Below are 26,367 nucleotides of genomic sequence, written 5' to 3'. Positions count from 1 at the left end.
CTGATCGAGTGAGAACATCACGAGAGCCGTTCGCGCGTGTTCGCCAGGTGCACCCGCGCCGCAGCCCGGGCCGCCTCGGGGTCGGAACGGGCGACCGCGGTGTAGATGTTCTCGTGCTCGTGCACGACGCGGGTGAGGTGGTCCGGGTCGGACATCTCGTACGCCGGATCGAGCCGGGTCCGCGGCAGCATGATCATCATCGGCCCGAGCGAGGCGATCAGGTCGGAGTAGAACCGGTTGCCCGAGGCAACCGCAACCTTGAGGTGGAACGCGAAGTCCGCCTCCACGGATCGGCTCGGGTCGTCCCCGATCCGCCGGAACTCGTCCAGCGCCCGCTCGATCCCCTTCAACTGATGCGCACTCCGCCGCCCAGCCGCCAATCCCGCGGCCTCGCTCTCCACTCCGATCCGGAAGTCCATCAACTCCAGCACGTCCTGATGCGACCGCACCTCCCGCAGCCCGGAGGTCCGCTCAGGTACCTGCAACACAAAAGACCCACGCCCCTGGAATGTCTCCACCAGCCCGGCGGCCTGCAGTCGCGAAACAGCCTCCCGTACCACCGTCCGACTGACCCCGAACTCCTCGACCAGGCTGTTCTCGGCCGGCAGCTTGTCCCCGGGTGAGATCTGTCCGCTGAGAATTCGCTGCTTCAGTTCCTCGACCAGGTCGTACGCCAACCCGCGTCCGTTCATCGGGTGCCGAACTCGCAGGTGTCGACCGTCCAAGCCGCGCACTGCTCGCTCGTGGTGAAGCCAAGTCCCGGGCGGTCGGGAACGAGCATGCGGCCGTCCAGCGTCTCCAGACGCTCGTTGAACAAGGGATTCAGCCACTCGAAATGCTCCACCCACGGCTCGCGCGGATACGCGGCGGCCAGATGCAGGTGGATCTCCATCGCGAAGTGCGGCGCCAACTGAAGCCCCGCGTGGTCGGCGAGAGTAGCGAGACGAAGGAACGGCGTGATCCCACCGATCCGCGGCGCGTCCGGCTGAATGATGTCGGCGGCCCGGGCCTCGATCAGCCGGACGTGTTCGCCGACACTCGACAGCATCTCCCCGGTCGCGATCGGGGTGTCCAGCGCAGCCGCGAGTTCCGCGTGCCCGAGAGCGTCGTACGCGTCGAGCGGCTCCTCGATCCACACCAGGTCGAACTGCTCCAGCACCCGCCCGAGCCGCAGTGCCGTCGGCCGGTCCCACTGCTGGTTCGCATCCACCATCAGGGGTACGCCGTCGCCGAGGTGCTCGCGCACCGCACGGACCCGGTCGAGGTCGACCCGCGTGTCCGGCTGCCCGACCTTGATCTTGATCCCGCCGATCCCGTCCGCCAGCGACTTCGACGCGCGCTCCTTCACGTCCTCGATCGGCGCGTGCAGGAACCCGCCGGACGTGTTGTACGCCCGCACCGAGTCCCGGTGCGCCCCGAGCAGCTTGGCCAGCGGCAGCGACGCCCGCTTCGCCTTCAGATCCCACAGCGCGATGTCGATCGCAGCGATCGCCTGCGTCGCTACTCCGGACCGCCCGACCGACGCGCCCGCCCACAGCAGCTTGTCGTACACCTTCGCGATGTCCGACGGATCCTCGCCGATCAGCCCTGCCGCGACCTCCTTGGCATGCGCGTACTGCGCCGGCCCGCCGGCCCGTTTCGAGTAGCTGAACCCGATCCCGTGCTGATCCTGCTCGGTCGCGATCTCCGCGAACAGGAACACGATCTCGGTCATCGGCCGCTGCCGGCCGGTCAGCACCTTGGCGTCACTGATCGGCTGGTCGAGCGGAAGGACGACGGACGAGAGCCTGACGTGCCGGATGCGATCCATCCAGTGATCATACAAGTCGTCAACTTGTACGACGAGTGGCTGTTTGACGCTGTCGTAACACCGGAGAACCGGCCCGGAAACAGGGACCGGACAGGCTCGCCCGCATGGCCGAATTCGACGTGGAGACTCTGTTCCGCTCGCTCGACACCGACCGGGCGAACGTGGTCTGGAAGTGGAAGCTGCTCGAGGAGCTGAAGCAGGCCGGGCTGCGGGCCGACGACCCGCGCGTAGAGCGTGCGGTGGACTGGTCGGTGAAGTCGAGTGCTCCCTTCGAACCCGGCCAGCCCGAATGGCTCGACCTCGAGCAGTTCCGCTCAGTCGTCCGGGAGCCGGTGATCTGGCGGGCGCTGCAAGGGCAGTTGTCGATGCCGCCGAGTGAGTTCGCCGAGTTCACGCAGGGCATCGAGCGGATCTACGCCGACCTCCAGGACGAGCGGTCCGGTGAGGTCGCGCAGTACATCCCGACGTTGCGCAACGCGGACCCGGACCGGTTCGGCATCGCGGTCTGCACTGCCGACGGCCAGGTGTTCCAGATCGGCGACGCGAATGTCGGTTTCAGTGTGCAGTCGACGTCGAAGCCGTTCAGCTACGCGATGGCACTCGAAGAGCGGGGCGCGGCCGACGTCCATCAGTGGGTCGGCCAGGAGCAGAGCGGCGGGACGTTCAACGACCCGCGGCTGTCGCTGGACGCGGGCGGCAAGCCACAGAACCCGATGATCAACGCCGGCGCGATGGCGACCCTCGCGTTGGTCGAGTCCGACCAGGACGTGTCCGAGCGGTTCGCCAAGGTCGAGCAGACCTGGGCCAAGATGATGGGCACACCTCCCGGCTTCGATCACCGGACCTTCCTGGCCGAACGCGACACCGGCCACGGCAACCGGGGTCTGGCCAGCCTGATGGCAGCCCAGGACATGCTGAACGTGGACCCGAAGGACCCGGACGGTCCGCGGAAGGCGGCCGAGTTCTACTTCGCCGTCTGCTCGCTCGAGCTGGATGCCCAGCGTCTCGCGGCAGCCGGTGCGACGCTGGCGAACGGCGGCGTAGCGCCGTACTCGGGTGAGCGGGTGTTCTCCCAGGAGACCGCCGGGCGCGTGCTGGCCGTGATGGGGCACAGCGGGATGTACAACGACTCCGGCCAGTTCGCCGACCAGGTCGGGTTGCCGGCCAAGTCCGGCGTCTCCGGCAACGTCATGATGGTCGTTCCCGAGAAGCGCCTGGCCGTCGTGGTGTTCTCACCGCGGCTGGATGCGGCGGGGAACTCGGTCCGCGGCGTCGAGGTGTGCAAGCGGCTGGTCAACGAGTACGGCCTGCATCCGTACAAGGGGCTGGGTGCCGACCGTGAAGTGGCACGGCTGGCGTTGGGGGGAGTGGCGAGGGTGGGCGGACCTGCAGGCCATCACAAAGCCGCGGCCCCCGCCACGACGAGCGTGACGAGGGCCGGCGGACTGCAGATGTGATGGCCTGGCGGTCCGGGTCCTACTCGACCGTGACGGACTTGGCCAGGTTCCGCGGCTTGTCGACGTCGTGGCCGAGGGCAACGGCCGCGTAGTACGCGATGATCTGCAGCGGGATCGTGAGCAGGATCGGGTCCAGCTCCGGCTCGTTCTTCGGTACGACGATCTTCGCCGCGACACCGTCCGGGACGTCGACGCCCGGGTGCGTGACGACGTACAGCGGACCGGAACGGGCGCCGATCTCGTGCAGCGCGCCGATGTTGCGATCGAGCAGCTCGTCGTCGGGGACGATCGCGACACTCGGCACGTCCGGCGAGATCAGCGCCAGCGGGCCGTGCTTGAGCTCGGAGGTCTGGTACGCCTCGGCGTGCCGGTAGGAGATCTCCTTCAGCTTCTGCGCACCCTCGCGGGCCACCGGGTAGCCGCGGGTCCGGCCGACGAAGAACAGGCTCTCGTGCTGGGCGAGGCGGCCGGCGATCTTGGCCAGCTCCTCCTCCTGCGCGACGATCGACTGGATGTGCTCGGGGAGCTTCTTCAGGCCCTCGATCAGCCGGCGGCCATCGGCGGGGGAGACGTCGCGAATCCGGCCCAGGTGGATGCCGAGCATCGCGAACGCGACCGCCATGTTGGTCAGCGCCTTGGTCGAGGCCACCGAGACCTCCGGACCGGCGTGCAGGTAGACGCCGCCGTCGACCTCACGGGCGATGCTCGAACCGACCGCGTTGACCAGGCCGATCACCCGGCCGCCCTTGCGCTTGAGCTCCTGCACCGCGACCAGGGTGTCGAGGGTTTCGCCGGACTGGCTGACGGCGATGTACAGCGTGTCCCGCTCGACCACCGGGTTGCGGTAGCGGAACTCCGAGGCCGGCTCGGCGTCGGCGGGGATCCGGGCGACCTCCTCGATGAACTGGGCGCCCATCTGGCCGGCGTAGTACGCCGAACCGCAGCCGAGGATCTTGACCCGCTTGATCTCCCGGGCCTCGCGGGCGTCCATGTTCAGGCCGCCGAGGTGGACGGTGTGGAAGCGCTCGTCGAGGCGGCCGCGGATGGCCCGGCCGACCGCGTCCGGCTGCTCGTGGATCTCCTTCATCATGAAGTGCTCGTGCAGGCCGCGCTCGTACTCGTCGGCCTCCCACTCGACCGTCTTGGCGGTCTTGGTGGTGGGCGCGGCGTCCTGGGTGAAGGTGCGGTAGCCGTCGGCGCGGACGGTGGCCATCTCGCCGTCGTCCAGGTACACGACCTGGCGGGTGTAGCGGATCAGCGCGGCCGCGTCGGAGGCGACGTGCATCTCGCCGTCGCCGATGCCGAGGATCAGCGGGCTGCCGTTGCGGGCGACCACGATCCGGTCGGGGAAGTCCAGGTCGATCACGGCGATGCCGTAGGTGCCCTCGATCCGTCGCAGGGCGGCCATCACCTTCTCCTCGAGGGTGGCGCCTTCGGACTGCTCGATCAGGTGCGCGAGAACCTCGGTGTCGGTCTCCGAGCGGAGCTTGACGCCCGCGTCCTCGAGCTGGGCGCGCAGCACGCCGGCGTTGTCGAAGATACCGTTGTGGACGACGGCGATCCGCTCGTTGGCACTGGCGTGCGGGTGGGCGTTGTCCTTGCTCGGGCCGCCGTGGGTCGCCCACCGGGTGTGGCCGATGCCCAGCTTGCCGCCGAACCGCTTGGGCAGCGACGCCTCCAGCTCACGCACCCGGCCGGCGTCCTTGTGCACCTTCAGCTCACTCGAGCCGAGGACGGCGACACCAGCCGAGTCGTAGCCGCGGTACTCGAGTCGAGCCAGTCCGTCCACCAGGATGGGCGCGGCCGGCTTGGTGCCGACGTACCCGACGATTCCGCACATGTAGTGGTGCCTTTCGAAGGTTTGGCCAGAAATTCGGACAAGGGGTGCCGGTCAGCCGTAGACGATCCGTCGCAGCTGCCGGGCGGAGAGTTCGGGTGAGCGGACCGGCCACTGCCGGAGCTCGGTGCCGAGCCGGGCGAAGATCTCGTCGTTGCGGGCACCGTAGGTCTGCAGTTCCCGGTGCCGGCGCCGGACGTACTCCTCGGTCGTCTCGGTGAAATAGGCCAGTACGTCGGCGACTACGCGCCGCGCGTCGTCCGCGGACAGTCCCGTCGTCCGGCTGACCTGCTCGGCCAGCTCGTCCACCGGTCCCACCGTCGCCTCACTGATCACCCGTCAACTCTGCAGTGTCTGGCGGGTCAAAGCCAACGTTTTGCCCGAAATCGGGCAAATATGGTTTCCTGGTCAGGCTCAGGTGACCTGCGTCCCGATCTTGCTGGGCCACGCGAGCGAGCGTACGCCGGCCACCCCGCCGCCTCCGCCGTGCGTGAGCGACCCGAATGCGACGATCCCGTTCGGCTCACCGCACCCGTACGGCAACAACGGCGACTGCACGGGGGTGTACGACAACGGCAGCGGCGGGTCCGCGTTCCACTTCAGCCTGCTCGACACGGAGAAGAACTTCGACTTCGTGATCGTGTCCGACGGCAACGGGAACGAACTCGCCCGCTACACAGGCACCGACCGCAACGGTGCCACCTCGCCGTGCATCACCACGCCGACCGGCTCGGACCGCCTCCTGACCGATCCCGCCGTGACGGCCCAGGGCTTCACCGTGGATGCGGTGGTCGCCTGCTGAACCTATTGAGCCATTGGACTCCGACTCCGAACAGGGGGTCGGAGTCCAATTGGTATACCCGCTCGCGACCGCGGGTGCTGACGTGCACCAGCCCGGCCTGTTCGAGGATGCCGAGATGCCGGGTGATGGTCGGCCAGGAGTGGTCGAACCGGGCGGCGATCTCGCCTGAGGTCATCTCGCCGCCGCGCAGGTGCAGGACCAGCAGGATCGTCCGGCGGGAGTGGTGCGCGAGCGCGGTGAACACCCGGTCGAGCTCATCCAGCTCCCGCCCGCCGCGAGCGGTCAAGCCGACAGATCCTGCGGCAGATAGTGCGGAAACTCCCACTTCGGCCGTCCGTCCCGCTCCTCGAGCAGCGGATCCATCCGCTCCCACAACGTCAGCACATCCGGGTGTTCGTGCGCCCGGGTGAATCCACCGTCGACCCAGGTGAAGATCTCGACGTACGTCGTCTCGTCGACGTCCCGCAACACCACAGACCGCTCCTCGGTGACGAAGCCGAGCTCCCGGAGCGTCGACCAGTGCTCCGCCAGCAATTCGCGGAACTGGTTCTCCGCGTCCACCCGGACGCGGTAGGTGCAGATCACCGTTTCCTTAGCCATGTTGCTAAGTAACTCTCCGGCGCCGCGCCGGGTCAAGAGGTCAGAACAGGCGGAGGACGTCGGATTCCATGCCCCGGAGGGCGTCGTAGTCGACGGTGATGCATTCCAGGCCACGGTCGGTGGCCAGGAACTGGGCCTGGGGCTTGATGAGCTGGGCGGCGAAGATGCCGCGGACCGGGGCGAGCAGGGGGTCGCGGTTCAGGAGTTCGACGTAGCGGGTGAGCTGCTCGACGCCGTCGATCTCGCCGCGGCGCTTGATCTCGACCGCGACGTGCTTGCCGTCGGCGTCGCGGCAGAGCAGGTCGACCGGGCCGATCGCGGTCGGGTACTCGCGGCGGACCAGGGTCCAGCCGTCGCCGAACGTGTGGACGTGCTCGGCCAGCAGTTCCTGCAGGTGCGCCTCGACGCCGTCCTTGATCAGGCCGGGGTCCGTGCCGAGCTCGTAGGCGGTGTCGCTGTGCACCTCCTCGAGGGTGATCCGCAGCTCCTCGCCGGCCTTGTTCGTGACGCTCCAGACGCCGTCGTCCTCGGTCAGCTTGCACGGCGGCGACATCCAGTTGAGCGGTTTGTACGACCCGCCGTCGGCGTGGATCAGCACCGAGCCGTCCGCCTTCACCATCAGCAACCGCGGGGCCATCGGCAGATGAGCCGTGAGCCGGCCGGAGTAATCCACAGAACACGTTGCAATCACCAAGCGCACGAGAAAGCACCGTAGTCCACAACCGGCCCGGAACCTATGTCGCCTGGCCGGGTCGGAGTGGGAGGGTGGTGTGCATGATGCCGAAGGTCAGTGACCAGGCGGTCGCCGCGTACGACGCGGTCGCCGCCGGACTGGAGTCGGCCGGGGTGATTCGGGGCAGCATGTTCGGCATGCCCTGTCTCAAGGTCGGCAAGAAGGTGCTCGCCGGGATGTTCGGCGACGCGATGACGTTCAAGCTCCCGCCCGAGCCCCGGGAGAAGGCGCTCGCGCTGCCCGGCGTCGAGCCGTTCGACCCCGGCATGGGCCGTCCGATGAAGGAGTGGGTGGTGATCCCGCTGGCCCAGTCGGCGGTCTGGCCGGACTACGCCGCGGAGGCGCTGGAGTACGTCCGCGGATGAATCTCATGTGTCCGGCGCGGATTCTGCTGTTGCCTGGGGATGTGCAGGATCCGGCGGTCGCGGAGCGGATCGCCCAGGTGTACGCCGGCCCGTTCGAGGCCGCGGCCGGGGCCCGGCTGGCGGATCACCTCGGCGTGCGGCTGACCGTCGTACCGGAGCTGGTACGCCGTCCCGACGACGAACTGCAGACGATCGCGGACTCGCATCGAGGGGAGACCGTGGTCGTCCTCGGGCTGGATCTCGGACTCAGGCTCCCCGCGATCGTCGAGCACACGGGGGACGGGTGGTCCCGGGTGCCCAGCGACAACGAGGTCACGCTGGCGACGTACGAGCAGGCGGCGGACAAGTTCCGCGAGTCGATCCCCACGGAACCCAACACCGACCTGATCGGCCAGCTCGCCGAGCGGATCGCGCCAGGCGCGCGCGTGCTGGAGCTCGGCAGCGGGACCGGCCGGGACGCGGTCGAGCTCGAGCGTCGCGGCTTCGTCGTACGCCGGACCGACGCGACGCAGGCGTTCATCGACATGATGCGAGCCGACGGGTACGCCGCCGACCGGCTCGACGCCCTCCACGACGACTTCGGCGGACCGTATGACGCGGTCTTCGCCGACGCCGTGTTCCTGCACTTCGATCGGGCCCAGCTCGCCGACGTCCTGCGGAAGGCGGCCCGCGCGTCGAAGGTGCTGGCCTTCAGCACGAAGGAAGGCAAGTGCGAGGAGTGGTCGAACCGGCATCTCGATCTGCCCCGGCATTTCGTTCTCTGGCAGGAAGATCCGCTGCGTGAGCTCCTCACCAGCACCGGCTGGGCGATCCAGGACCTGCGCCGGGTCCAGCTCAAGGGCGGCGGCTGGTTCTCCGTCCTGGCGGCGCGCGCATGATCCGGGCCGGGATCGTGCTGCTGTCCCGTGAGGGTGTCGCGGCGATCGAGCGCGTCCGGGACGGCTTGACCTACCACGTGTTGCCCGGTGGACAGGTCGAGGATGGCGAGAGCTTGGCGGAGGCTGCGCGGCGGGAGGCACACGAGGAGCTGGGTGTGCTGGTCAAGATCCGCGGACCCGTTGCGGTCGTGCATTTCGGCAACAGCACCCAGCACTACTTCTTGGCCGAGCTGATCGGCGGCGAGTTCGGGACCGGGGCCGGGCCGGAGATGGAGAGCCCGGCGGAATCCGAGCAAGGCAGTTATCGCGCGGTGTGGCTGCCTGTGCGCGACCTCGTCGTACGACGACTGAAGCCGGAGCCGATCGCGGCCGCGCTGGAGGCGGCGCCGGATCCGGAGTGGTTGATGGACGGATGGCTGGAGACGCCGACGGCGTTCGACGAGGGCGTGTGAGCTCGGACGCGATGAGCTGTCCCAATGTGAGCAACCTCGCGGGTGACTCAGCTCATGGGCGGACCAGTAGCCGGACTGGCATAGTTCGCTCCATGGCTCGGGAACTGATGACAGTGGGTGTGGTGGGTCTCGGCACGATGGGCGCCGGGATCGCCGAGGTGTTCGCGCGCAACGGGCTGACGGTGGTCGGCGTCGAGCGCGACGAGCAGGCCGCCGAGCGCGGCCGCGGGCACATCCAGCACTCGACCGACCGGGCGGTGAAGCGTGGCAAGCTCTCGGTCGAGGAGCAGCAGGCGCTGTTCGACCGGGTTACGTTCGCCACCTCGATGGACGCGCTCGCCGACTGCGACCTGGTGATCGAGGCGGTGATCGAGCGGCTCGAGCTGAAGCGGGAGATTTTCGCCGAGCTGGACAAGGTCGTCCGTGAGGACGCCATCCTCGCGACGAACACCTCGAGTCTGTCGGTGACCGAGATTTCGGTCGCCACCCAGCGTCCGCGCCGCGTCGTCGGCATGCACTTCTTCAACCCGGCGCCGGTGCAGGAGTTCGTCGAGGTGATCAAGACCGTCGTCACCGAGCCGGATGTCGTCGAGGACGTGCTCGCGCTGGCCCGCCGCCTCGACAAGGTTCCGGTGGTCGCGGCCGACCGGGCCGGCTTCATCGCGAACGCCCTGCTGTTCGGCTACCTGAACCACGCTGTCTCGATGGTCGAGTCCCGCTACGCCACCCGTGAGGACGTGGATGCGGCGATGCGGCTCGGTTGCGGTTACCCGATGGGCCCGCTGGCGCTGCTCGACCTGATCGGCCTCGACACGGCGTACGAGATCCTCGACACGATGTACAAGCAGGGCCGCAACCGGCTGCACGCGCCGGCCCCGATCCTGAAGCAGATGGTCACCGCCGGCCTGCTCGGCCGCAAGACCGGCCGCGGCTTCTACACCTACGAGGCCCCGGACTCGCCGGTCGTCGTGGATGACGAGCACACCCCGCGGCCGAACGGCGACCAGACCGCGGTCCGCCCGATCAAGCAGGTCGGCGTGGTCGGCTCCGGCACGATGGCCGTCGGCATCATCGAGGTCTGCGCCAAGGCCGGGTACGACGTTCTCTACGTCGCCCGCGGCACCGAGAAGGTGGACCGGGTCCGCGCCGGCCTGGAACGCTCGCTGGAGAAGGGCGTCCAGCGCGGCAAGCTGTCGTCGGACGAGCGCGACGCGGCCCTGCGCCGGATCACCGGTACGGCGAAGCTCGACGATCTGGCGAAGGTCGACCTGGTGGTCGAGGCCGTGGTCGAGGAGCTGAGTGTCAAGCAGGCCCTGTTCGAGACCTTCGACGAGATCTGCAAGCCGGGCGCGATCCTGGCCACGACGACCAGCAGCCTCCCGGTGATCGACCTGGCGATGGCGACCAAGCGGCCGGCCGACGTGGTCGGGCTGCACTTCTTCAACCCGGCGCCGGTGATGAAGCTGGTCGAAGTAGTCAGCACAGTGAGCACGGCCCCCGAGGTCACCGACTCGGTCGCGGCCCTGGCCGTTGCCGCCGGCAAGCACCCGGTCCGGTGCGGTGACCGGGCCGGCTTCATCGTCAACGCGCTGCTGTTCCCGTACCTGAACGACGCGGTCCGGATGCTCGAGGCGCACTACTCCAACGTCGACGACATCGACGCCGCCATGAAGCTCGGCTGCCGCCTCCCGATGGGCCCGTTCGAGCTGCTCGACGTGGTCGGCCTGGACGTGTCGCTCGCGGTCCAGCGCACCCTCTACTTGGAGTTCCGCGAGCCCGGCTTCGCGCCGGCCCCGCTGCTCGAGCACCTCGTCACCGCCGGGTACCTCGGTCGCAAGACCGGCCGAGGCTTCCGCGACTACAGCAGCTGAGGTCGCCCTCAGCGCAGGGTGAGTGCGGTTTCTGACTCGACGCGGGACAGCTTCTCCGGGTTGCGGACGTAGTAGATGCCGGTGACGTGGTCGTCCTCGATCCGCAGCGCGACGACGCCGTCGAGCTCCCCGTCGAAGCGGAACAGCAATGCCGGGTTGCCGTTGATCACGGTCGGCTCGGTGGTGAGCGTGCCGCCGACCTTCTGCATGCTGCCGACGAACATCCGGATCGCCTTCTCCGCGCCGACGATCGGACGCAGTGCGGTGAGTCTGAGGCCGCCGCCGTCGCTGACCAGGACCACGTCCGGCGCGAGCACGTCGAGCAGGGCCTTCAGGTCGCTGGCCTCGACCGCGCGCTGGAAGGCCTCGAAGGCCGCCCGTCCCTCGCCGGCGGAGACCACCGTGCGGGGGCGGCGGGCGTCGACGTGCTGCCGGGCGCGGTGCGCGATCTGGCGGACGGCCGCCGGGTTCTTGTCGACGGCCGCGGCGATGTCGTCGTAGCTGATCCCGAACGCCTCGCGCAGCACGAAGACCGCCCGCTCGGTCGGGGTGAGCGTCTCGAGGACGAGCATCATCGCCATCGACACGCTCTCGGCCAGCTCGACGTCCTCGGCCATGTCCGGTGTGGTGAGCAGCGGTTCGGGCAGCCAGGGACCGACGTACGCCTCCCGGCGCCGCTGCAGGGTGCGCAGGCGGTTGAGCGATTGGCGGGTGGTGATCCGGATCAGGTACGCGCGCTGGTCGCGGACCTGATCCAGATCGACCTTGCTCCACCGCAGCCAGGTCTCCTGCAGCACATCCTCCGCGTCGACCGCCGATCCGAGGATCTCGTAGGCAACGGTGAACAGCAGGTTCCGATGCGCGACGAAGCTCTCGGTCGCCGGGTCACTGGACTCGTCGCTCATCTCGCCCCTCTCCTCAAGCCGGCCGGCCAACGGTCGCCTTGCCGGCCTTGGTGTCCAGCATCTTCCGGCGTTGGCGATCCTTGAACCAGAGATCGAGCATGCCGGGTCTGCGCGCCTCCTGCCGCATTTGCCAGACGGTGCTCTTGCACACGCCTTCCTTGAGCATCGCCATCGAGCGGCTGCCCAGGTAGAACACCCCGGTCGGTGTGTCATCCCGCTTCGCGTACTGGACCACTCCGGCGCGGCGTCCCAGGCTGATGCACTCACCGAAGAACCCGACATCGAAGTTGGCAGGCCGCTCGCCAGGATCACGCGACGTCCGGCCGCGTCGATCCGGACGACAGCGTCGACCACGAGTTCGACGCCGCCCGCCAGAATGCTCTGGTAGTCCACCAGCGCGTCGTCCGACCCGCCGACGAGCTGGTGCAGGCGGATCCGTTCGACAAAGGCCGGACGCGGGTTGATCAGGGTGACGTTCACGTCGGCACGCCGCGTCAAGCGGTTCGCAGCCATCACGCCGGCATATCCGCCGCCGACCACGATGACATCGGTTTTCTCGGTCATGGCCACTCCTTCGTCTGAGGTGGCCTTAAAGACACCGGATGCCCGGTGGTTTGTGACAGCAGTGGTTCAGATCACTTGCCGAACTCAGGGCTCGGCGTCGGCGTAATCGCCGCAGGGGCCGCCACCGATCGCCTCGGGGAGGATCGCCGTACGGCGGTCCGGCCGGACGAGCGGGTTGTAGAAGGCGGCGATCTCGACGCTGTCCTCCGGGATGTAGTGGAAGATCAGCGAACGGCGGAAGCGGTCGGCGGTGGTGTTGGGTCGCGATCCGTGTACGACGCTGCCGTGGAAGAACAGCACGTCGCCGGCCCGCATCTTCGTCTGAACCCTGTGCAGCCCGTTTGGCACCGGGACCTCGGCGTTCGTGAAGGACTCGGTCAGGTCGGCCGGCTCCGGGCAGACGAGCTCGGTCTGGTGCGAGCCGGGGACGACCGCCAGGCCACCGTTGTCCGCGTCCACATCGTCGACCGCGATCCAGGCGGCCAGGCAGGTCTCGGGATCCGCGCGCAGGAACGTGTTGTCCTGGTGCAGCGCCTGGCCGCGGGCGCCGGGAGGCTTGAAGTAGAACATCGACTGGGCACCGAGGCCCGGGCCGATCAATGCGGTGACGACATCGAGGATCCGGCTGTCCAGCATCAGCTCCAGCGCGAGCCGGCCGGCTGCCACATCGGTACGCCGATGTGGGTGCACGAACCGCGGGAACCGCGCCAGCGGGTCGTCCTCGGGTACGCCGTCGTCGATGGCCAGCGAGTGGTCCACGGCCACCTGCTCCATGAAGACCGACCTGAGCTGCTCGACTTCGGCGACGTCGAGCAGCTGCGGAACCTGCACGATGCCGTCCCGCCGGTAGATATCGGCGACTGTGATCGTCATGGTTCCAGGATCCGTGCCCCCGGGTTGGACGGGCGATAGCCTATCGAGCTGTGAACCTTCGAGATCCTGCTGAGTCTCCGCACCCGGAGGTCCGCCGGCTGGAGACCGGTGAGTTCGACGAGGGACCGGAGTACGCGACCTATCGCCGCCGCGGGACCACCGACTGGCTGCTGGTGCAGACCCTCGACGGCGCCGGCAGGTTCGGCGACATCTCCGCTGATCCCGGCACGGTCGTCCTGGTCCGGCCCCGAACCAGGCACGACTACGGCACCGTCGGGCACCGCTGGCATTTCCTCTACGCGCACATGCACCCCAAGTCCGACTGGCTCCCGCTGCTCGACTGGCCGGAGGTTGCCCCCGGCATCCTTCAGCTCCGGCCGGCCGCCGGTGCGGCGGAACGCATCGCGGCCCATCTCCACGACGCCGTCCGGCACCAGCGCAGCGTGCTCACCCAAGGCGAGCAGCTCAGCGCGAACGCCCTCGAGGCCGCGCTGCTGTGGTGCGACACCCAGAACCCGAAGGCGGTCCGGATCGACGATCGCCTGCTCCGGGTGATCGAGCTGATCGACCAGGACCTGAAGGCCCGGCTCGACCTGGCTGGGCTATCCCGTGCGGTCAACCTCTCGGTGTCGAGGTTCGCCCATCTGTTCCGCGAGCAGCTCGGGGTCAGCCCGCAGCAGTTCGTCGAACGCCGCCGCCTCGACGCGGCCTGCCGGCTGCTCGAGCTCACCACCCGTCCGATCGCCTCGGTCGCCGCCGAGGTGGGTTACCCGGACCCGCTGTACTTCTCCACCCGCTTCCGCCTCCACACCGGCCTGAGCCCGACGACGTACCGGGCTAGCGGGACGACAGATAGGTGAGGACTGCCATCACGCGGCGGTTGTCGTCCTCGGACGGCGGCAGGTCGAGCTTGGCGAAGATGTTGTTGGTGTGTTTGCTGACGGCCTTCTCGGTGACGAAGAGGGCGCCGGCGATGGCGGCGTTCGAGCGGCCTTCGGCCATCAGGCCGAGCACCTCGGACTCGCGCGGGGTGAGCCGGCTGATCGGTTCGTCCCGGGTGTTGCGGGCCAATAGTTGGCCGATCACGTCCGGGTCCATCGCGGTGCCTCCGGCGGCCACCCGGCGTACCGAATCGAGGAAATCGGCCACGTTGGAGACCCGGTCCTTGAGCAGGTAGCCGACTGCGCCACCACCGCCGGTGAGGAGCTCCCGCGCGTACAACTGCTCGACGTACTGCGAGAGCACCAGGATCGGCAGGCCGGGAACCTGGCGGCGGGCCTCGATCGCGGCCTTCAGGCCCTCGTCGGTGAACGTCGGTGGCAGCCGAACGTCGACGACGGCGACATCCGGCCGGTGTTCCACCAGGGCGGGCACCAGCCGGGGACCGTTGTCGACTGCCTCGACGACCTCGAAGTCGTGCGCCTCCAGAAGGCGGATCAGTCCGTCCCGGAGGAGGGCGTGGTCTTCAGCGATGAGGACTCGCAAGGCAGCTCCATGATCACGGTGGTCGGCCCGGCGCTCGGGCTCACCACGGTCAACGTACCGTCGAAGGCGGCCAGCCGCCGCTCGATACCGTACAGACCGCCGCCGGGCCGGATCACCGCACCGCCCACGCCGTCGTCGCCGACGATCATGTGCAGTTTCTCTTGCTCGTGGGTGATCTGGATCCAGGCGTTCGTGGCCGCCGAGTACTTGACCGCGTTGGCCAGGCATTCGGCCACCGCGAAGTACGCCGCCGACTCGACCGGCGCGGCCGGACGGCCGGGGACGTCGAAGGTGACGTCGACCTTGAACGGGCAGGACAGCGCGAGCGCCTTGACCGCACCTTCGAGACCGCGGTCGGCGAGCACCGGCGGGTGGATGCCGCGGACCAGGTCGCGCAGCTCGGACAGCGCCGTACTGGCCGACAGGCGTGCCTCGGTGAGCAGGGCCGCCGCCTGGGCCGGGTCGCGGGCGACCATCTCCTCGGCCATGCCCAGGTTCATGCTCAGAGCGGCCAGCCGGGCCTGGGCGCCGTCGTGCAGGTCCCGCTCGATCCGGCGCAGCTCGGCCGCCTGGGTGTCGACGGTCTCGGCGCGGGACTCGGCCAGCTCACGGACCCGCATCGCCAGCTTGGCGCTCTCGGTCGGGCCGAGCAGCGAGCGGGCCATGAAGGCGTTCGCCTTCAGCAGCCGCTCGCCGGCCGCCATCCAGATCATGAACGCGATCAGCGCGACCGGCATCACCAGGAAGCTGGTCCAGAAGTTGACCGTGAACAGCCCGCCGAACGGCTCGGTGAAGACACCCTCCGGGGTGACGCCGACGAGCAGCGGGTAGACCAGGTAGAACAGCGAGGCCAGGAACAGTACGGCGCTCAGCAGGCACAGGGTGAAGCCGAGGACGGCGTTCACCAGCAGCCAGATGATGTCACGCCAGGTAGCCGGGTCGGTCAGCGTCGTCCGCAGCCACATCAGTACGCCGGGCATCGGCGGCTTCTTGTACGGGCGCGGGATCGCCTCGCCGGTGAAGCCGGCCAGCATGGTCCGGTGGCAGTTCGCGAACCAGCGGGTGGCCGGGACGAACACCAGCAGCATCGGGATCCCGACCCAGACCGCGATCAGCGGAACGGCCACCACGTTGAGCACGAAGAAGGCGATCCCGAGCTCGGCGAGGACGGCCAGGAACAGCGCGATCCACGGCTGGGCGAGTTTGGGGTACCGCATCGGCGGCGCCTGGGTGGCAATCGTGGTCATGTCCTCCATCATGACGCAGCGTGAGACCTGACTCAGTGGTGTTAGGTCCACTCTGTTCGTGGGCACTGTCTCCCCATCGATTCGGGTAGTAGCACTCATGTTTGCGGTCGTTAGGCCGACCAGGGTTGATGCCGTACTCTGGCCGCGGCTGTAAGCCCAGGCCTTCACCGCTCATGAGACGAGGACCTGATGGCCCAGCCTGTGGTATCCCCTGCTGCTACCCGCGGCTCTGATTTCTCGCCGTTGCTGCGCGAGATCAAGGCCGCCGGCCTGCTGGAACGGCGTACGGCGGCCTACGCGATGGCGATCGGCATCAACGTCGCCCTGATGGCGATGACCTGGGCCGGGATCGCCGTGATCGGCGCCTCGTGGTGGGCGCTGCTGCTCGCGATCCCGCTGGGGATCCTCACCACTCGGGCCGCGTTCTTCGGGCACGACGCGGGCCACCAGCAGATCGCCGGCTCCCGCAAGCTGCACGACTGGGTCGGAATCCTGCACGGGAACCTGCTGTGCGGGATGAGCTACGGCTGGTGGAACGACAAGCACAACCGCCACCACGCGAACCCGAACCACACCGACAAGGACCCGGACGTCGGCGAGGGCATTCTGGTCTGGACGATGGAGCAGGCCGAGGGCCGCGAGGGCCTGAACGGCTGGCTGAGCCGCAACCAGGCCCGCATCTTCTTCCCGCTGCTGACGCTCGAGGGCTTCAACCTCAAGGTCTCCAGCATCCGCTTCCTGCTCGGCCGCCCGCGCCGCGAGGCCCGCCTCGAGCTCGGCCTGATGGCCGCTCACCTCGGGCTCTACCTCGGTGCGCTGTTCGTGATCCTGTCGCCGGGGCAGGCGGTGCTGTTCGCCTTGATCCACCACATGGTCTTCGGTCTGCATCTGGGCAGCGTCTTCGCTCCCAACCACAAGGGCATGGAGATGCCCGACGACCAGACCTGCTGGGGTCACCTGGAGAAGCAGGTGCTCACGTCGCGCAACGTCAACGGCGGTCTGGTGACCGACTGGATGATGGGCGGCCTCAACTACCAGATCGAGCACCACCTCTTCCCGAGCATGCCGCGAGCCAACCTCCGCTTCGCCCAGCCGATCGTGCAGTCGTACTGCGAACGCATCGGCATGCCGTACCTCAGCACCACCCTGATCGATGCGTACCGAATGGGTCTGCGCCACATGCACGAGGTCGGCGCCGAACTTCGCGATCACCGCTAGTTCACCTCTAGGCGACTCAGTCGCAGGTCGGTTAGGTTCTCAGGTCTCGGGGCCGCCCACCTTTGAGGAGACCTGATGACCGAAAGATCCGGTTTGAGTCGCCGAGGCCTGCTCGGCGCTGTTGCCGGGGTCACCGCCGCCACTGCTCTTCCCGCCGCCCCTGCCTGGGGCGTCGACGACCAGCGGCCCGGTGCGGTGAATCGCCCGAAGTTGGACAAGTACGACCGCCAGATCGTGTCCGGTCTGTCCTCGGACCGCGCGCTGCGCCACCTGCAGGTGCTGTCCGAGACGATCGGCCCGCGGATCGGCGGGACCACGAGTGAGAAGCGAGCGGCCGACTACATCGCCGGCCAGCTCGACAAGTTCGGCTACGGGACCCGGCTGGAGCCGTTCCCGGTGGCAGACAAGTTCCTTAGTCGCGGAGGCCGCGGCGCGGGGTGCTGTCGGAGTCGTCCTGCTGCCGGCCGACCTGGTGTTTCCACGCCGGGCGTCGGCATTCTCGCCGAGCGGCCTGACCGACGCACCGATCCCAGTGATCGGCGTTGCCCAGGTGCAGAAGCGTCTGATCCGCGAGGCCCTCGCAGTGGTGAACTCACTGCCCTTGCGGATCAGTACGGCGGCGCACCGCGGACTGATGTCGAACAACGTGATCGGCGAGCGGCGGGGTAAGTCCGGCGCCAACGGACCGATCGTGGTGATCAGCGGCCACTACGACTCGGTGATCGGCGCACCGGGAGCAAACGACGACGGCTCGGGCACCGTGCTGACGCTGGAACTGGCCCGGGTGTTCAGCCGCCTCCCCACCAACGCGACACTGCGGTTCGCGCTCTGGGGTTCGGAGGAACAGGGCCTGATCGGGTCGCGGTACCACGTCGCGCAGTTGGCGCAGGATCAGCGCGACCGGCACCTCGCGGTCTTCCAGAACGACATGGTCGCCACCAGCTGGGACCCGGCGATCACGTACTGGCTGTTGTCCTTCACCGGGCTGGCCAACACGGCGACCGACGCGGTTCGGGCGGCCGGTCAGCGGCTCGGGTACGACCCGCAACTGGTCGGTCCGGTACTGCGTGGTGCGTCGGACCACCAGTCGTTCCAGGAGGCCGGGATCGCGGCGGCCAACTTCTCCTGGCGTGGTGAGATCTCGCCGGCGTTCCTCGAGCCGCCGTACCACTCGCCCGAGGACACCATCGCGAAGAACGTCAGCCTGGAGCGCCTCCAGGTGTCGATGGAGCTGATCGGCACCGCGGCGTACGCGGTCGCCCGGGGGTGACCTAGCTCATACGGCTAGCCTTGAAGGGCTATGTCGCGCAGAAGGCCTTCCAAGTGGCAGCGGCCGGTCGGCGACCGGCCGCTGCTCGGTGGTACCCAGGCTCGCGAGGCGCGGTCCGACGGCGAGTGGATCGTCCGCCGCGTGTCCGGCTCCGCGTCGGCGAAGTCTTACCGCTGCCCCGGCTGCGACCAGCAGATCCCGCCGGCCACGCCACACGTCGTGGTCTGGCCGGAGAACCCCAGCCTGCTCGCCGCGATCGGTGGCGCCCAGTCCCTCGACGAGCGACGCCACTGGCACTCGGCCTGCTGGCAACGCCGGCGCTGAAAGGTGTGTGGATGAAGCTCCCGGTCACGTCATACGGCTCGTCGGGCACGCCCGTGGTCGTGATGCACGGACTGTTCGGGTCCGGCCGGAACTGGATGACCGCGGCCCGGCGGCTCGCCGATCGGCATCGGGTGTTCGCGTTCGACCTGCGCAACCACGGGACGTCGCCGCACACCGACACGATGAGCTACCCGGAGATGGCCGAAGACGTCCGCGAGACGATCGAGTCGCTCGGGGTCGGACCGGTCGCGCTCGTCGGCCACTCGATGGGCGGCAAGACGGCGATGCTCACCGCGCTCCAGTACCCGCAGGTCGTCGAACGCCTGGTCGTGGTCGACGCGGCCCCTGTCGCGTACCCGCCCGCCTTCGTCGAGTACGCCCAGGCGATGCGCAACGCCGACCTGTCCTCGATCACCCGTCGCGCCGAGGTCGACGCCCAACTGGTCGCCGCCGTCCCCACTGCCGGGACCCGCGCCTTCCTGCTGCAGAACCTCATCCTCGACTCCGACGGCGCTCGGTGGCGCCCGAACCTCCCGGTCATCGAGGCCGCCCTGCCGGCCATCTCCGGCTGGCCTGCTGTCGAGGGCCTGTCGTACGACGGCCCGACGCTCTTCATCTACGGCGGCAAGTCCGACTACGTCGAGCAGGACCATCGCGCCACCATCGCGTCGTACTTCCCGCACGTCCAGTACGCCGAGGTCCCCGAGGCCGGTCACTGGGTCCACGCCGAGCGCCTCGACGACTTCCTCGCGGCCCTCACGCCGTTCCTGCCCTGATCTGGTAAACGTTCGCCGGTAATCCATTGACCTTCGCCTGAATTCATCGGTAAGTTTTCAACCCAGTTCCTGCACGATCCACGATCTGGGGTGGTGGCGATGGCAGTCCGGACCGGCGCGGAGCGTCTGACCGGAGAGCCGGGGCTGGTGGTTGACGGGCGCCTCGGACTGATCACTAACTTCACCGGCGTTCTGCCGGACCTGCGTCCGACCTCGGTGGCGTTGCTGGACGCCGGCATGCACCTGACCGCTCTGTTCGGGCCAGAGCACGGCCTACGCGGTACGGCGCAAGCCGGAGCAAGCGAATCCGAGGGTGTCGACCCAGATACAGGGTTGCCGGTCTTCGACACCTACCTCCGGCAGGGTCGCGCACTCGATGATCTGTTCTCCGGCATGGATGCGCTGCTGTTCGACATCCAGGACATCGGGACGCGGTTCTACACCTACGTCTGGACGATGTACGACTGCCAGCAGGCCGCCGCGCGGCTCGGCAAGCCGTTCATCGTGCTCGACCGGCCGAACCCGCTCGGCGGCGTCCGGGTCGAAGGTCCGCTGCTGCAGCCGGGCTTCGAGAGCTTCGTGGGCCGTGCCCCGATCCCGCTCCGGCACGGCCTGACCGTCGGCGAGCTCGCCCTTCAGTTGGGTGAGGCAACGGTCGTCGCGATGGAGGGCTGGACGCGGAGCTCTGTGGAGACCGGCCTGCCGTGGGTGCCGCCGTCGCCGAACATGCCGACGCCTGACACCGCGCTCGTCTATCCCGGCACCGGTCTCTTCGAGGGCACCAATCTCAGTGAGGGCCGAGGTACGACGCGACCGTTCGAGACGATCGGTGCGCCCTATCTGGATGATCGGTTCGTCCCGGCGTTGCAGGCGTGCGAGTTGCCTGGAGTGATCTTCCGCCGTACCTGGTTCGAGCCGGTTTTCAGCAAGTACGCCGGCCAGGCGGTGTCCGGCGTACAGCTGCATGTGGTCGACCGGTCGGCGTACGAGCCGGTGCGGACCGCGCTGGTGATGCTCCGGGTGCTGAACGAGCTCTATCCGGACGACTTCAGCCTGCTGCCGTCGCTGGACAGGCTGTGGGGATCGGACTCGCTCCGCAAGGCGCTCGAGGCGGGCGACGACCCGCTGGAGCTCTTGCCTGCGGCAACCACGCCGGCCGGCTGGGCGAAGCCCGGCGTACTGCTCTACGAAGGGACGGCCGGATGATTCGCTCGTTCGAGGTCGGAGATGGCTCGGCGCTCGCGGAAGCCTGGACCGCGGCGGCCCCGGCCGACCCGATCGGCTACCCACGCTTGCGTGACCTCTTCCTGCTCGACCGCAACTTCGACGCCGCCGGCCTCATGGTCGCCGTTGTCGACAATCAGATTGTCGGCGCGGCCTACGCCGTACGCCGTCTGATCGCGGCCTCCGGTGATGACCTCGAGCCGTCGAGTGGGTGGATCCCGTTCTTCTTCGTGCACCCCTCGTTTCGTGGTCGCGGCCTCGGCCGGGAGTTGTTGACCGCGGCAACGGACTGGCTCCGCGATGTCGGGCGCTCCGAGGTCTTCTTCTCGTCGTACACGCCGAACTACTTCCTCCCGGGCCTGGACACCGCGCGCTACCCGGCCGCGGCCCGGCTGCTGTCGAGCCTGGGCTTCGAGCGCCAGTACGACGCTGTCGCGATGGACCGGAGCCTGGTCGGGTACGAGATCCCGGCCGAGGTCGGGAAACAGCTCGAGACACTGAAGACCGAGGGGTACACCTTCGGCATACCGACGGGCGACGAGCTGACGTCGCTGATCACCATCGCCGGTGACGACTTCAACCCGGACTGGGCCCGCGCGATCCGCGAGGCCGTCGTCGCCGGGATGCCCCTGGATCGCATCGTGGTGGCCCGTGACCCGGGCCGCGGAATCCTCGGCTGGGCGATGCACGGTACCTACGAAGGCGTGATCGATCGCTTCGGGCCGTTCGGCGTACTGCCGGCGTCGCGGGGGACCGGCCTCGGCAAGGTGCTGCTGCATCTGACGCTCGAGCGGATGGTTGCCCTCGGCGCGCACAGCGCCTGGTTCCTGTGGACCGGCGAGAAGTCGCCGGCCGGGCAGCTCTACCTGAAGACGGGGTTCAGCATCACCCGCACGTTCACCATCCTCCGGGCGCCGCTGGCCCCGGCCGAAGGGACTGACTGACATGCGAAGGTTCTCCAAGGGACTCCGGCTGGCGGTGGTCATGGGACTGCTGGCCACCGGCGCGGCCTGTGGCGGCGGCAGCGGCTCGGGCGGCAGCGACGGCAAGGTCCAGCTCACGCTGCTGAGCCACTACAGCGACGGCCCGTCGAAGGACGGGCTGGACAAGATGATCGCGCAGTGGAACAAGGACAACCCGAACATCCAGGTGAAGGCGGAGGTCGTCAAGTTCGACGATCTGCTGACCACCATGACGGTCCGGCAGACCGGCGGCCGCGGCGCCGACATCGTCAGCGCGTACGGCCTGTGGGGCGGGCAGCTGCAGAAGGCGAACGTGGTGGCCAAGGTGCCGGACGACATCGCCTCGAAGATCAAGGCCGAGTACAGCCCGGCGGCGCTCGGCGCGGTCACCACCGGTGACACGCTGCTCGGGTACCCGACCGAGCTGAACACCTACGTGCTGTTCTACAACAAGAAGATCCTCGCCGCGGCCGGTATCACCAAGCCGCCGAGCACCTGGGCCGAGCTCGAGGACGCGGCGAAGAAGACCGTCAAGCGGGACGGCAAGGGCAACATCCAGGTCGAGGGTCTGAGCCTGATCCAGGACGGCGACAACAAGTCGGTACACCCGTTCCTGTCGCTGCTCGACTCCGCGGGCGGAAAGTTCCTCGGTACCGACGGGACGGCGCAGTTCGACAACGAGCAGGGCAAGGCCGCGCTGAAGCTCGAGGCCGACCTCGCCGCGGCCAAGGCGACGAACCCGTCGATCTCGCCGACCAAGCAGTTCCGCAGCGGCGGTGTCGCGATGGCGATCCAGGCCGGCTGGTGGATCGGAAGCCTGCGGACGCAGATGAAGGACAAGTACTCCGATGTCGGCGTCGCGGCCATCCCCGGACCGAACGCGGGCGACAAGGGCTCGCTGGCGTACGGGTTCTTCATGGGAGTGAACCAGCGCAGCAAGCACGCGGATGAGGCCTGGAAGTTCCTCACCTGGCTCAACGAGCACCAGACCGATGGTGGTGTCACCGAGGTCGGCAAGTGGCTGGCCGACCAGGGCCTGATCCCGCCGCGGACCGCGGACCAGGCGACGTACAAGAAGTCGCTCTCGGATCCCAACCTGGCCCCGATCTACGACGCGGCGACGTACGCGATGGCCGAGCCGAACCAGCCGGGTGCGTACGAGGCGAAGACCGCGCTGCACAACGCGATCATGACTGTGCTTGCTGATGGCAAGAGTCCTGACGACGCGCTGGCGCAAGCGGCCAAGGCCGTCAAGCCGCAATGACGACCGCGGTCAGCAGGGTCGGCGCCGTCGCGGCGCCGGCCCAGCGGGTCGGCCGGCTGCATCGTGAGGGTCGGGCGGCCTACCTGTTCCTCGCGCCGGTCCTGCTGTTCTTCTGCGTGTTCCTGATCCTGCCGTTCATCTTCGCGATCGTGCTCGCGTTCTCGGACTGGGGCGGGTTCGACCTGGGCACTCTGCGGTGGACCGGGGTCTCGAACTTCCGTGATGTCCTGAGCTTCAACGGGACCTTCGTGAAGCCGATCCTGGTGAACACACTGCTGTTCGCGTTCGGGTCGGTGCTGCTGGCAACGTTCGGCTCGGTGCTGGTTGCCTACTGCATCGACCGGCTGTCGTTCCAGGGCTTCTGGCGGGTGCTGTACTTCCTCCCGGTGGTCGCCACGGTGGTGGCCATCGGCAACGTGTGGAAGATGATGTACCAGCCGGCCGGGTTGATCAACGGTGTGCTGAACAAGTTCGGCGTCAACAGCGTAGGCTTCCTGTCGGACGCGTCGTACGCGCTCCCGTCGGTGACCGTCGTCCACGCCTGGGCTTCGATCGGCGGCGCCGTACTGATCCTGACCGCCGGTCTCAAGGCGATCCCGGAGATGTACTACGAGGCCGCCGAGGTGGACGGGGCCGGGTCGTGGCACCGGTTCTGGTCGATCACGTTGCCGTTGCTGCGGCCGGCGTTGCTGTTCGTGCTGATCACCCAGTTCATCGGCGGACTGCAGTCGTTCGCGCTGATCATCGTCATGACCGGTGACGGTGGACCGGTCAACGCGACCAACGTGGCGGCGTTCGAGATGTACCAGCGGGCGTTCAAGTTCGGCGCCTGGGGGACCGCGAGCGCGATGGCGACGGTGCTGTTCGTGATCATCCTCGTGATCACCCTGCTGCAGCTGTGGATCGCCCGTCGGCGGGGAGAGGAGACGTCGTGAAACGTCGTGGTGGTTTCCCCTGGTTCGCGTACCTGGTCGTCATCGTCGGTGGTGTCGCGATGGTGATGCCGTTCCTCGACATGGTGATGAGCTCGTTCAAGGGACCAGGGGAGTACGGCGTCATCCCGTACAAGCTCCTGCCTTCTTCTTTTGATTTGTCGAACTACCGGGAGGCGTTCTCCCAGCTGGAGCTGCTCCGGTTGTTCCGCAACAGTGTGATCGTCACGATCAGCGTGACCGTGTCGGTGCTGATCACGTCGTCGATGGCCGGCTACGCGCTCGCCAAGCTGCGGTTCCGCGGGCGGGCGGTGATCTTCCGGTTCATTCTGGCGACAATGATGCTGCCGCCGTTCCTGCTGCTGATCCCGACGTTCCTGATCATGCTGAACTGGCCGTTGGCCGGCGGCAACGACATCCTCGGGCGTGGTGGTGACGGTGGGCTGACGACGAGCCTGGTCGCGCTGATCCTGCCGTTCGCTGTTTCAGGTTTCGGGATCTTCCTGATGCGGCAGTTCATGGTGTCGCTGCCGGACGAGATGCTCGAGGCGGCCAAGATCGACGGTGCCAACCAGTGGCAGACCTGGCGCCTGATCGTGCTCCCGCAGACCAAGCCGGTGGCGATCACGCTCGGCCTGATCACGTTCATCGGCACCTGGAACGAGTACATCTGGACGTTGCTCATCTCGTCCTCCGACCCGTCTCTGCAAACCCTCCCGGTCGGCATCCAGTTGCTGCAGAGCTTCCTCGACCCCGACCGCACCATGCCGATCGTGATGGCCGGCCTGGTGATCAGCACGCTGCCGGTGCTGATCGTGTTCCTGCTGTTCCAGAAGTACTACGTCCGCGGCGTCGTACTGAGTGGCCTGAAATGAGGAGACCCTTGTGACCAGAACAGTGCTCGCCATCGGGGCGCACATCGGCGACATGGACCTGACCGCGGGTCCCACCTTGGCCAAGCTGGCTCTGGAGGGGGCTGGAGTGACGATCGTCGCGCTGACGCCGGGGGAGCGCGGTCACCCCCGGCTGACGCCCGCCGAGTACAAGAAGCAGAAGATCGCCGAGGGCTCGGCGTTCGCTGAGGCGATCGGTGCCGATTTCATGGTCTTCGACCAGAGCGACGGCTTCCTCCCCGACACCGACGACGTCGCCCTCGAACTGGCCAGGGTGATCCGCGAGAAGCAACCCGACACGATCATCACCCACTGGAAACACTCCATCCACCGCGACCACGAACACGCCGCGAGCCTGTCCGAACGCGCCCGCTTCCTCGCCGGCCTCCCAATGGACCCCTCCACTTCGCCGGACCCTTCCCAGCACTCCTCGCAGGATCCCTCGCAGCACCCTGAGCTGGTTCGCAAGCTCGCCGCCCTGCCCCGCCACGGCGTCCGCAGCTTCCTGCACGCCGAGAACTGGGAAGACATGGAAGGCTTCCACCCCACCCAATACGTCCCGATCCCCGACGAAGCCTTCTACCGCTGGATCTCCGCCATCCGCCACCAAGCCTTCGCCCGCGGCGAAACCTACGGCTTCCGCTACATCGACTACTACACAGCCCTCATGACCACCCGAGGCTGCCTGGCCGGCTACCCCCGAGCCACCGCCTTCCACTCCAACCCGACCCCCGAAATAACCAAACTCGCCGGCCCATAGAAACCTTGGGGAAGTCCATCCCTCCCGGTACTACGCCGCTCCTCCATCGCGTGCTGCGCACCGCTTACCCACCAATGCGCGCGTGCTATCGCCCCGTACCAACAACTCCGCGATCCCGCCGATCCGCGATCCGTTCGAGGGAGTGAGGCTTGTTTTCTGTGGCGCCGCCCCCACACTCGTTTGGTCAGCGTCCACGAGCAGGTGTGACGAAAGAGTCCGGGTTACCGTCCCATTTCTCTGCTGGCTGCTGTCGTCACCTCCGCCACTCGGGCCGCGAGGTCCGCCGGTAGCGGGATGTGTGCGAGCCGGACCCCCTCGACCAGCGCACCGGCAGTCTCATTCTCGAGGTACTTAAGGAACTCCGCATTGGTCGCAACGAGCAAGCGCTGAGGTGCATCCGCGAGCGAGAGGAAGTACAACTCCGCGATTGCATAGCGGATCTTGCCGGATGGCTTCTTGCCGCCTGACGTTGCTCCAGAGCTGTTCAGCACCGTGGCGATGATGCGGCCGTCGGAGGAGACCGCATTGAACGATCTCTTCCCGCCCGTGCGGAGGCGCACCGTGCTCTTACCGAACGGCACCGAGTACTCCCGCGCGAGTTCTCCCCGAACCCACTCAATCGCATCTTGCAACGCCGCGGTGTTCGCCATCCGCCGAGCGTAACTACACCGCCAGATTCAGGTACACCTCCAGCGTCGTCTCAGTCCGGTCGGTTATGAGGTCTGAGTCGACCATCAGGTCGGGCATTCGGGGTGAGGGGGGTCGACTTTGGTGGGTGCCGGTGGGGTTGACGTGGAAGGTGAAGCCGTGGGGTGTGGTCCATTCCAGGGTCTTGTGGTCGAGGCGGCGTACGTTCCAGCCGTGG

Annotated in this window: 32 protein-coding genes and 1 pseudogene; 18 read left to right on the top strand and 15 right to left on the bottom strand. The window is 67.9% G+C overall.

Annotation, left to right across the window (positions count from 1 at the left end; all coding sequences use genetic code 11):
- Positions 1–17 precede the first annotated feature (17 nt).
- Both AB0E63_RS30455 and AB0E63_RS30450 read right to left on the bottom strand, forming a co-directional pair.
- Positions 18–692, bottom strand: coding sequence for a FadR/GntR family transcriptional regulator (locus tag AB0E63_RS30455; protein WP_360373891.1), 675 nt, complete (start codon positions 690–692; stop codon positions 18–20).
- On the bottom strand, positions 689–1,810 hold the full coding sequence (locus tag AB0E63_RS30450; RefSeq protein WP_360373888.1) for a mandelate racemase/muconate lactonizing enzyme family protein: 1,122 nt from the start codon (positions 1,808–1,810) through the stop codon (positions 689–691). Before AB0E63_RS30450 ends, AB0E63_RS30455 begins: the two co-directional genes overlap by 4 nt.
- Positions 1,811–1,914: 104 nt before the next feature.
- Here AB0E63_RS30450 and glsA point away from each other — a divergent pair, with 104 nt between their 5' ends.
- Entirely contained in the window at positions 1,915–3,267 is a 1,353-nt protein-coding gene (gene glsA, locus AB0E63_RS30445; protein WP_360373886.1) for a glutaminase A, read from the top strand.
- 19 nt (positions 3,268–3,286) lie between these two features.
- On the opposite strand, the gene glmS is transcribed toward glsA, so the two are convergent.
- Both glmS and AB0E63_RS30435 read right to left on the bottom strand, forming a co-directional pair.
- Positions 3,287–5,107, bottom strand: a complete 1,821-nt coding sequence (gene glmS / locus AB0E63_RS30440) for a glutamine--fructose-6-phosphate transaminase (isomerizing) (RefSeq protein WP_360373883.1) — start codon at positions 5,105–5,107, stop codon at positions 3,287–3,289.
- Positions 5,108–5,158: 51 nt separating this feature from the next.
- Positions 5,159–5,437, bottom strand: coding sequence for a hypothetical protein (locus tag AB0E63_RS30435; protein ID WP_360374015.1), 279 nt, complete (start codon positions 5,435–5,437; stop codon positions 5,159–5,161).
- A gap of 157 nt (positions 5,438–5,594) precedes the next feature.
- Between AB0E63_RS30435 and AB0E63_RS30430 the strand changes: the two genes are divergently transcribed.
- Positions 5,595–5,906 carry a hypothetical protein gene (locus tag AB0E63_RS30430; RefSeq protein WP_360373880.1) on the top strand — a complete coding sequence of 104 codons (312 nt, stop codon included), beginning with the start codon at positions 5,595–5,597 and terminating at the stop codon, positions 5,904–5,906.
- Here AB0E63_RS30430 and AB0E63_RS30425 read toward each other — a convergent pair.
- From AB0E63_RS30425 to nucS, 3 genes are read right to left on the bottom strand one after another with little or no spacing between them, the layout of a single operon-like run.
- Entirely contained in the window at positions 5,878–6,192 is a 315-nt protein-coding gene (locus tag AB0E63_RS30425) for a metalloregulator ArsR/SmtB family transcription factor (protein ID WP_360373877.1), read from the bottom strand. The genes AB0E63_RS30430 and AB0E63_RS30425 overlap by 29 nt on opposite strands.
- Entirely contained in the window at positions 6,189–6,506 is a 318-nt protein-coding gene (locus AB0E63_RS30420) for a hypothetical protein (RefSeq protein WP_360373874.1), read from the bottom strand. Before AB0E63_RS30420 ends, AB0E63_RS30425 begins: the two co-directional genes overlap by 4 nt.
- 40 nt (positions 6,507–6,546) lie before the next feature.
- Complete coding sequence (gene nucS / locus AB0E63_RS30415) at positions 6,547–7,206, bottom strand: endonuclease NucS (protein WP_360373871.1); 660 nt, start codon at positions 7,204–7,206, stop codon at positions 6,547–6,549.
- Between the two features lie 74 nt (positions 7,207–7,280).
- Between nucS and AB0E63_RS30410 the strand changes: the two genes are divergently transcribed.
- The 4 genes from AB0E63_RS30410 (at position 7,281) to AB0E63_RS30395 (ending at position 10,805) form a co-directional block, all read left to right on the top strand.
- On the top strand, positions 7,281–7,604 hold the full coding sequence (locus tag AB0E63_RS30410; RefSeq protein ID WP_360373868.1) for a hypothetical protein: 324 nt from the start codon (positions 7,281–7,283) through the stop codon (positions 7,602–7,604).
- The gene (locus AB0E63_RS30405) at positions 7,601–8,482 is read left to right on the top strand and encodes a class I SAM-dependent methyltransferase (RefSeq protein ID WP_360373865.1); all 882 of its coding nucleotides are present in this window, start codon (positions 7,601–7,603) and stop codon (positions 8,480–8,482) included. Before AB0E63_RS30410 ends, AB0E63_RS30405 begins: the two co-directional genes overlap by 4 nt.
- A complete protein-coding gene (locus AB0E63_RS30400) occupies positions 8,479–8,934 on the top strand; it encodes an NUDIX domain-containing protein (protein WP_360373862.1) in 456 nt (151 codons plus the stop codon). Before AB0E63_RS30405 ends, AB0E63_RS30400 begins: the two co-directional genes overlap by 4 nt.
- Before the next feature lie 92 nt (positions 8,935–9,026).
- Positions 9,027–10,805: a 3-hydroxybutyryl-CoA dehydrogenase gene (locus tag AB0E63_RS30395; RefSeq protein WP_360373859.1), complete on the top strand. Its 1,779-nt coding sequence runs from the start codon at positions 9,027–9,029 to the stop codon at positions 10,803–10,805.
- A gap of 8 nt (positions 10,806–10,813) precedes the next feature.
- Here AB0E63_RS30395 and AB0E63_RS30390 read toward each other — a convergent pair whose 3' ends face one another.
- The 4 genes and pseudogenes from AB0E63_RS30390 to AB0E63_RS30375 all read right to left on the bottom strand — a co-directional run bounded on the left by AB0E63_RS30390 (position 10,814) and on the right by AB0E63_RS30375 (position 13,147).
- Entirely contained in the window at positions 10,814–11,710 is an 897-nt protein-coding gene (locus AB0E63_RS30390) for an RNA polymerase sigma-70 factor (protein ID WP_360374013.1), read from the bottom strand.
- 13 nt (positions 11,711–11,723) lie between these two features.
- The gene (locus AB0E63_RS30385; protein WP_360374017.1) at positions 11,724–11,945 is read right to left on the bottom strand and encodes a hypothetical protein; all 222 of its coding nucleotides are present in this window, start codon (positions 11,943–11,945) and stop codon (positions 11,724–11,726) included.
- Between the two features lie 80 nt (positions 11,946–12,025).
- A pseudogene (locus tag AB0E63_RS30380) lies at positions 12,026–12,274 on the bottom strand (FAD-dependent oxidoreductase); the annotation flags it as partial.
- An 84-nt stretch (positions 12,275–12,358) separates the two neighbouring features.
- Entirely contained in the window at positions 12,359–13,147 is a 789-nt protein-coding gene (locus tag AB0E63_RS30375) for a phytanoyl-CoA dioxygenase family protein (protein WP_360373856.1), read from the bottom strand.
- A gap of 50 nt (positions 13,148–13,197) precedes the next feature.
- Between AB0E63_RS30375 and AB0E63_RS30370 the strand changes: the two genes are divergently transcribed.
- Positions 13,198–14,007: a helix-turn-helix domain-containing protein gene (locus tag AB0E63_RS30370; protein WP_360373853.1), complete on the top strand. Its 810-nt coding sequence runs from the start codon at positions 13,198–13,200 to the stop codon at positions 14,005–14,007.
- Here AB0E63_RS30370 and AB0E63_RS30365 read toward each other — a convergent pair.
- On the bottom strand, positions 13,985–14,632 hold the full coding sequence (locus AB0E63_RS30365; RefSeq protein ID WP_360373850.1) for a response regulator transcription factor: 648 nt from the start codon (positions 14,630–14,632) through the stop codon (positions 13,985–13,987). The genes AB0E63_RS30370 and AB0E63_RS30365 overlap by 23 nt on opposite strands.
- Entirely contained in the window at positions 14,584–15,879 is a 1,296-nt protein-coding gene (locus tag AB0E63_RS30360; protein WP_360373847.1) for a sensor histidine kinase, read from the bottom strand. Before AB0E63_RS30360 ends, AB0E63_RS30365 begins: the two co-directional genes overlap by 49 nt.
- A gap of 189 nt (positions 15,880–16,068) precedes the next feature.
- Between AB0E63_RS30360 and AB0E63_RS30355 the strand changes: the two genes are divergently transcribed.
- The 11 genes from AB0E63_RS30355 to AB0E63_RS30305 all read left to right on the top strand — a co-directional run bounded on the left by AB0E63_RS30355 (position 16,069) and on the right by AB0E63_RS30305 (position 25,502).
- On the top strand, positions 16,069–17,097 hold the full coding sequence (locus AB0E63_RS30355; protein ID WP_360373844.1) for an acyl-CoA desaturase: 1,029 nt from the start codon (positions 16,069–16,071) through the stop codon (positions 17,095–17,097).
- A 75-nt stretch (positions 17,098–17,172) separates the two neighbouring features.
- On the top strand, positions 17,173–17,766 hold the full coding sequence (locus AB0E63_RS30350) for a hypothetical protein (protein ID WP_360373842.1): 594 nt from the start codon (positions 17,173–17,175) through the stop codon (positions 17,764–17,766).
- Complete coding sequence (locus AB0E63_RS30345) at positions 17,648–18,367, top strand: M20/M25/M40 family metallo-hydrolase (RefSeq protein ID WP_360373839.1); 720 nt, start codon at positions 17,648–17,650, stop codon at positions 18,365–18,367. Before AB0E63_RS30350 ends, AB0E63_RS30345 begins: the two co-directional genes overlap by 119 nt.
- A 30-nt stretch (positions 18,368–18,397) precedes the next feature.
- Positions 18,398–18,691 (top strand): hypothetical protein, encoded by a 294-nt coding sequence (locus AB0E63_RS30340; RefSeq protein WP_360373836.1) that lies wholly within the window; start codon positions 18,398–18,400, stop codon positions 18,689–18,691.
- An 11-nt stretch (positions 18,692–18,702) separates the two neighbouring features.
- The gene (locus AB0E63_RS30335) at positions 18,703–19,467 is read left to right on the top strand and encodes an alpha/beta fold hydrolase (protein ID WP_360373833.1); all 765 of its coding nucleotides are present in this window, start codon (positions 18,703–18,705) and stop codon (positions 19,465–19,467) included.
- A 99-nt stretch (positions 19,468–19,566) separates the two neighbouring features.
- Positions 19,567–20,673 (top strand): DUF1343 domain-containing protein, encoded by a 1,107-nt coding sequence (locus AB0E63_RS30330; RefSeq protein WP_360373831.1) that lies wholly within the window; start codon positions 19,567–19,569, stop codon positions 20,671–20,673.
- Positions 20,670–21,635: a GNAT family N-acetyltransferase gene (locus AB0E63_RS30325; RefSeq protein WP_360373828.1), complete on the top strand. Its 966-nt coding sequence runs from the start codon at positions 20,670–20,672 to the stop codon at positions 21,633–21,635. Before AB0E63_RS30330 ends, AB0E63_RS30325 begins: the two co-directional genes overlap by 4 nt.
- 1 nt (position 21,636) lies before the next feature.
- On the top strand, positions 21,637–22,917 hold the full coding sequence (locus AB0E63_RS30320; RefSeq protein WP_360373825.1) for an extracellular solute-binding protein: 1,281 nt from the start codon (positions 21,637–21,639) through the stop codon (positions 22,915–22,917).
- Entirely contained in the window at positions 22,914–23,852 is a 939-nt protein-coding gene (locus AB0E63_RS30315) for a sugar ABC transporter permease (RefSeq protein WP_360373822.1), read from the top strand. The genes AB0E63_RS30320 and AB0E63_RS30315 overlap by 4 nt, the downstream gene beginning before the upstream one ends.
- Positions 23,849–24,724, top strand: coding sequence for a carbohydrate ABC transporter permease (locus AB0E63_RS30310; protein ID WP_360373819.1), 876 nt, complete (start codon positions 23,849–23,851; stop codon positions 24,722–24,724). The genes AB0E63_RS30315 and AB0E63_RS30310 overlap by 4 nt, the downstream gene beginning before the upstream one ends.
- Positions 24,725–24,734: 10 nt before the next feature.
- Positions 24,735–25,502, top strand: coding sequence for a PIG-L family deacetylase (locus AB0E63_RS30305; protein WP_360373816.1), 768 nt, complete (start codon positions 24,735–24,737; stop codon positions 25,500–25,502).
- Between the two features lie 221 nt (positions 25,503–25,723).
- Here the strand turns inward: AB0E63_RS30305 and AB0E63_RS30300 are convergent, their stop codons facing one another.
- Both AB0E63_RS30300 and AB0E63_RS30295 read right to left on the bottom strand, forming a co-directional pair.
- Positions 25,724–26,152: a hypothetical protein gene (locus AB0E63_RS30300; protein WP_360373813.1), complete on the bottom strand. Its 429-nt coding sequence runs from the start codon at positions 26,150–26,152 to the stop codon at positions 25,724–25,726.
- Positions 26,153–26,165: 13 nt separating this feature from the next.
- Positions 26,166–26,367, bottom strand: a 202-nt coding sequence (locus tag AB0E63_RS30295) for a hypothetical protein (protein ID WP_360373810.1), incomplete at its 5' end; no start/stop codon positions are given.

The organism is Kribbella sp. NPDC026596, assembly GCF_040638415.1.
GTDB lineage: Bacteria > Actinomycetota > Actinomycetes > Propionibacteriales > Kribbellaceae > Kribbella.
Note: the sequence above shows the minus strand (reverse complement) of the source record. Positions and strands in the feature narration are given on the sequence as shown.

Excerpts from the sequence above, each read along its gene's own strand:
- AB0E63_RS30410 (WP_360373868.1), top strand. The coding sequence starts at position 7,281 with ATGATGCCGAAGGTCAGTGACCAGGCGGTCGCCGCGTACGACGCGGTC.
- AB0E63_RS30405 (WP_360373865.1), top strand. The coding sequence starts at position 7,601 with ATGAATCTCATGTGTCCGGCGCGGATTCTGCTGTTGCCTGGGGATGTG.
- glsA (WP_360373886.1), top strand. The coding sequence starts at position 1,915 with ATGGCCGAATTCGACGTGGAGACTCTGTTCCGCTCGCTCGACACCGAC.
- AB0E63_RS30400 (WP_360373862.1), top strand. The coding sequence starts at position 8,479 with ATGATCCGGGCCGGGATCGTGCTGCTGTCCCGTGAGGGTGTCGCGGCG.
- AB0E63_RS30375 (WP_360373856.1), bottom strand. The coding sequence starts at position 13,147 with ATGACGATCACAGTCGCCGATATCTACCGGCGGGACGGCATCGTGCAG.
- AB0E63_RS30330 (WP_360373831.1), top strand. The coding sequence starts at position 19,567 with ATGGCAGTCCGGACCGGCGCGGAGCGTCTGACCGGAGAGCCGGGGCTG.
- AB0E63_RS30450 (WP_360373888.1), bottom strand. The coding sequence starts at position 1,810 with ATGGATCGCATCCGGCACGTCAGGCTCTCGTCCGTCGTCCTTCCGCTC.
- AB0E63_RS30325 (WP_360373828.1), top strand. The coding sequence starts at position 20,670 with ATGATTCGCTCGTTCGAGGTCGGAGATGGCTCGGCGCTCGCGGAAGCC.
- AB0E63_RS30335 (WP_360373833.1), top strand. The coding sequence starts at position 18,703 with ATGAAGCTCCCGGTCACGTCATACGGCTCGTCGGGCACGCCCGTGGTC.
- AB0E63_RS30300 (WP_360373813.1), bottom strand. The coding sequence starts at position 26,152 with ATGGCGAACACCGCGGCGTTGCAAGATGCGATTGAGTGGGTTCGGGGA.
- AB0E63_RS30395 (WP_360373859.1), top strand. The coding sequence starts at position 9,027 with ATGGCTCGGGAACTGATGACAGTGGGTGTGGTGGGTCTCGGCACGATG.
- AB0E63_RS30360 (WP_360373847.1), bottom strand. The coding sequence starts at position 15,879 with ATGACCACGATTGCCACCCAGGCGCCGCCGATGCGGTACCCCAAACTC.
- AB0E63_RS30350 (WP_360373842.1), top strand. The coding sequence starts at position 17,173 with ATGACCGAAAGATCCGGTTTGAGTCGCCGAGGCCTGCTCGGCGCTGTT.
- AB0E63_RS30420 (WP_360373874.1), bottom strand. The coding sequence starts at position 6,506 with ATGGCTAAGGAAACGGTGATCTGCACCTACCGCGTCCGGGTGGACGCG.
- AB0E63_RS30455 (WP_360373891.1), bottom strand. The coding sequence starts at position 692 with ATGAACGGACGCGGGTTGGCGTACGACCTGGTCGAGGAACTGAAGCAG.
- AB0E63_RS30355 (WP_360373844.1), top strand. The coding sequence starts at position 16,069 with ATGGCCCAGCCTGTGGTATCCCCTGCTGCTACCCGCGGCTCTGATTTC.
- AB0E63_RS30320 (WP_360373825.1), top strand. The coding sequence starts at position 21,637 with ATGCGAAGGTTCTCCAAGGGACTCCGGCTGGCGGTGGTCATGGGACTG.
- glmS (WP_360373883.1), bottom strand. The coding sequence starts at position 5,107 with ATGTGCGGAATCGTCGGGTACGTCGGCACCAAGCCGGCCGCGCCCATC.
- AB0E63_RS30315 (WP_360373822.1), top strand. The coding sequence starts at position 22,914 with ATGACGACCGCGGTCAGCAGGGTCGGCGCCGTCGCGGCGCCGGCCCAG.
- AB0E63_RS30390 (WP_360374013.1), bottom strand. The coding sequence starts at position 11,710 with ATGAGCGACGAGTCCAGTGACCCGGCGACCGAGAGCTTCGTCGCGCAT.
- AB0E63_RS30340 (WP_360373836.1), top strand. The coding sequence starts at position 18,398 with ATGTCGCGCAGAAGGCCTTCCAAGTGGCAGCGGCCGGTCGGCGACCGG.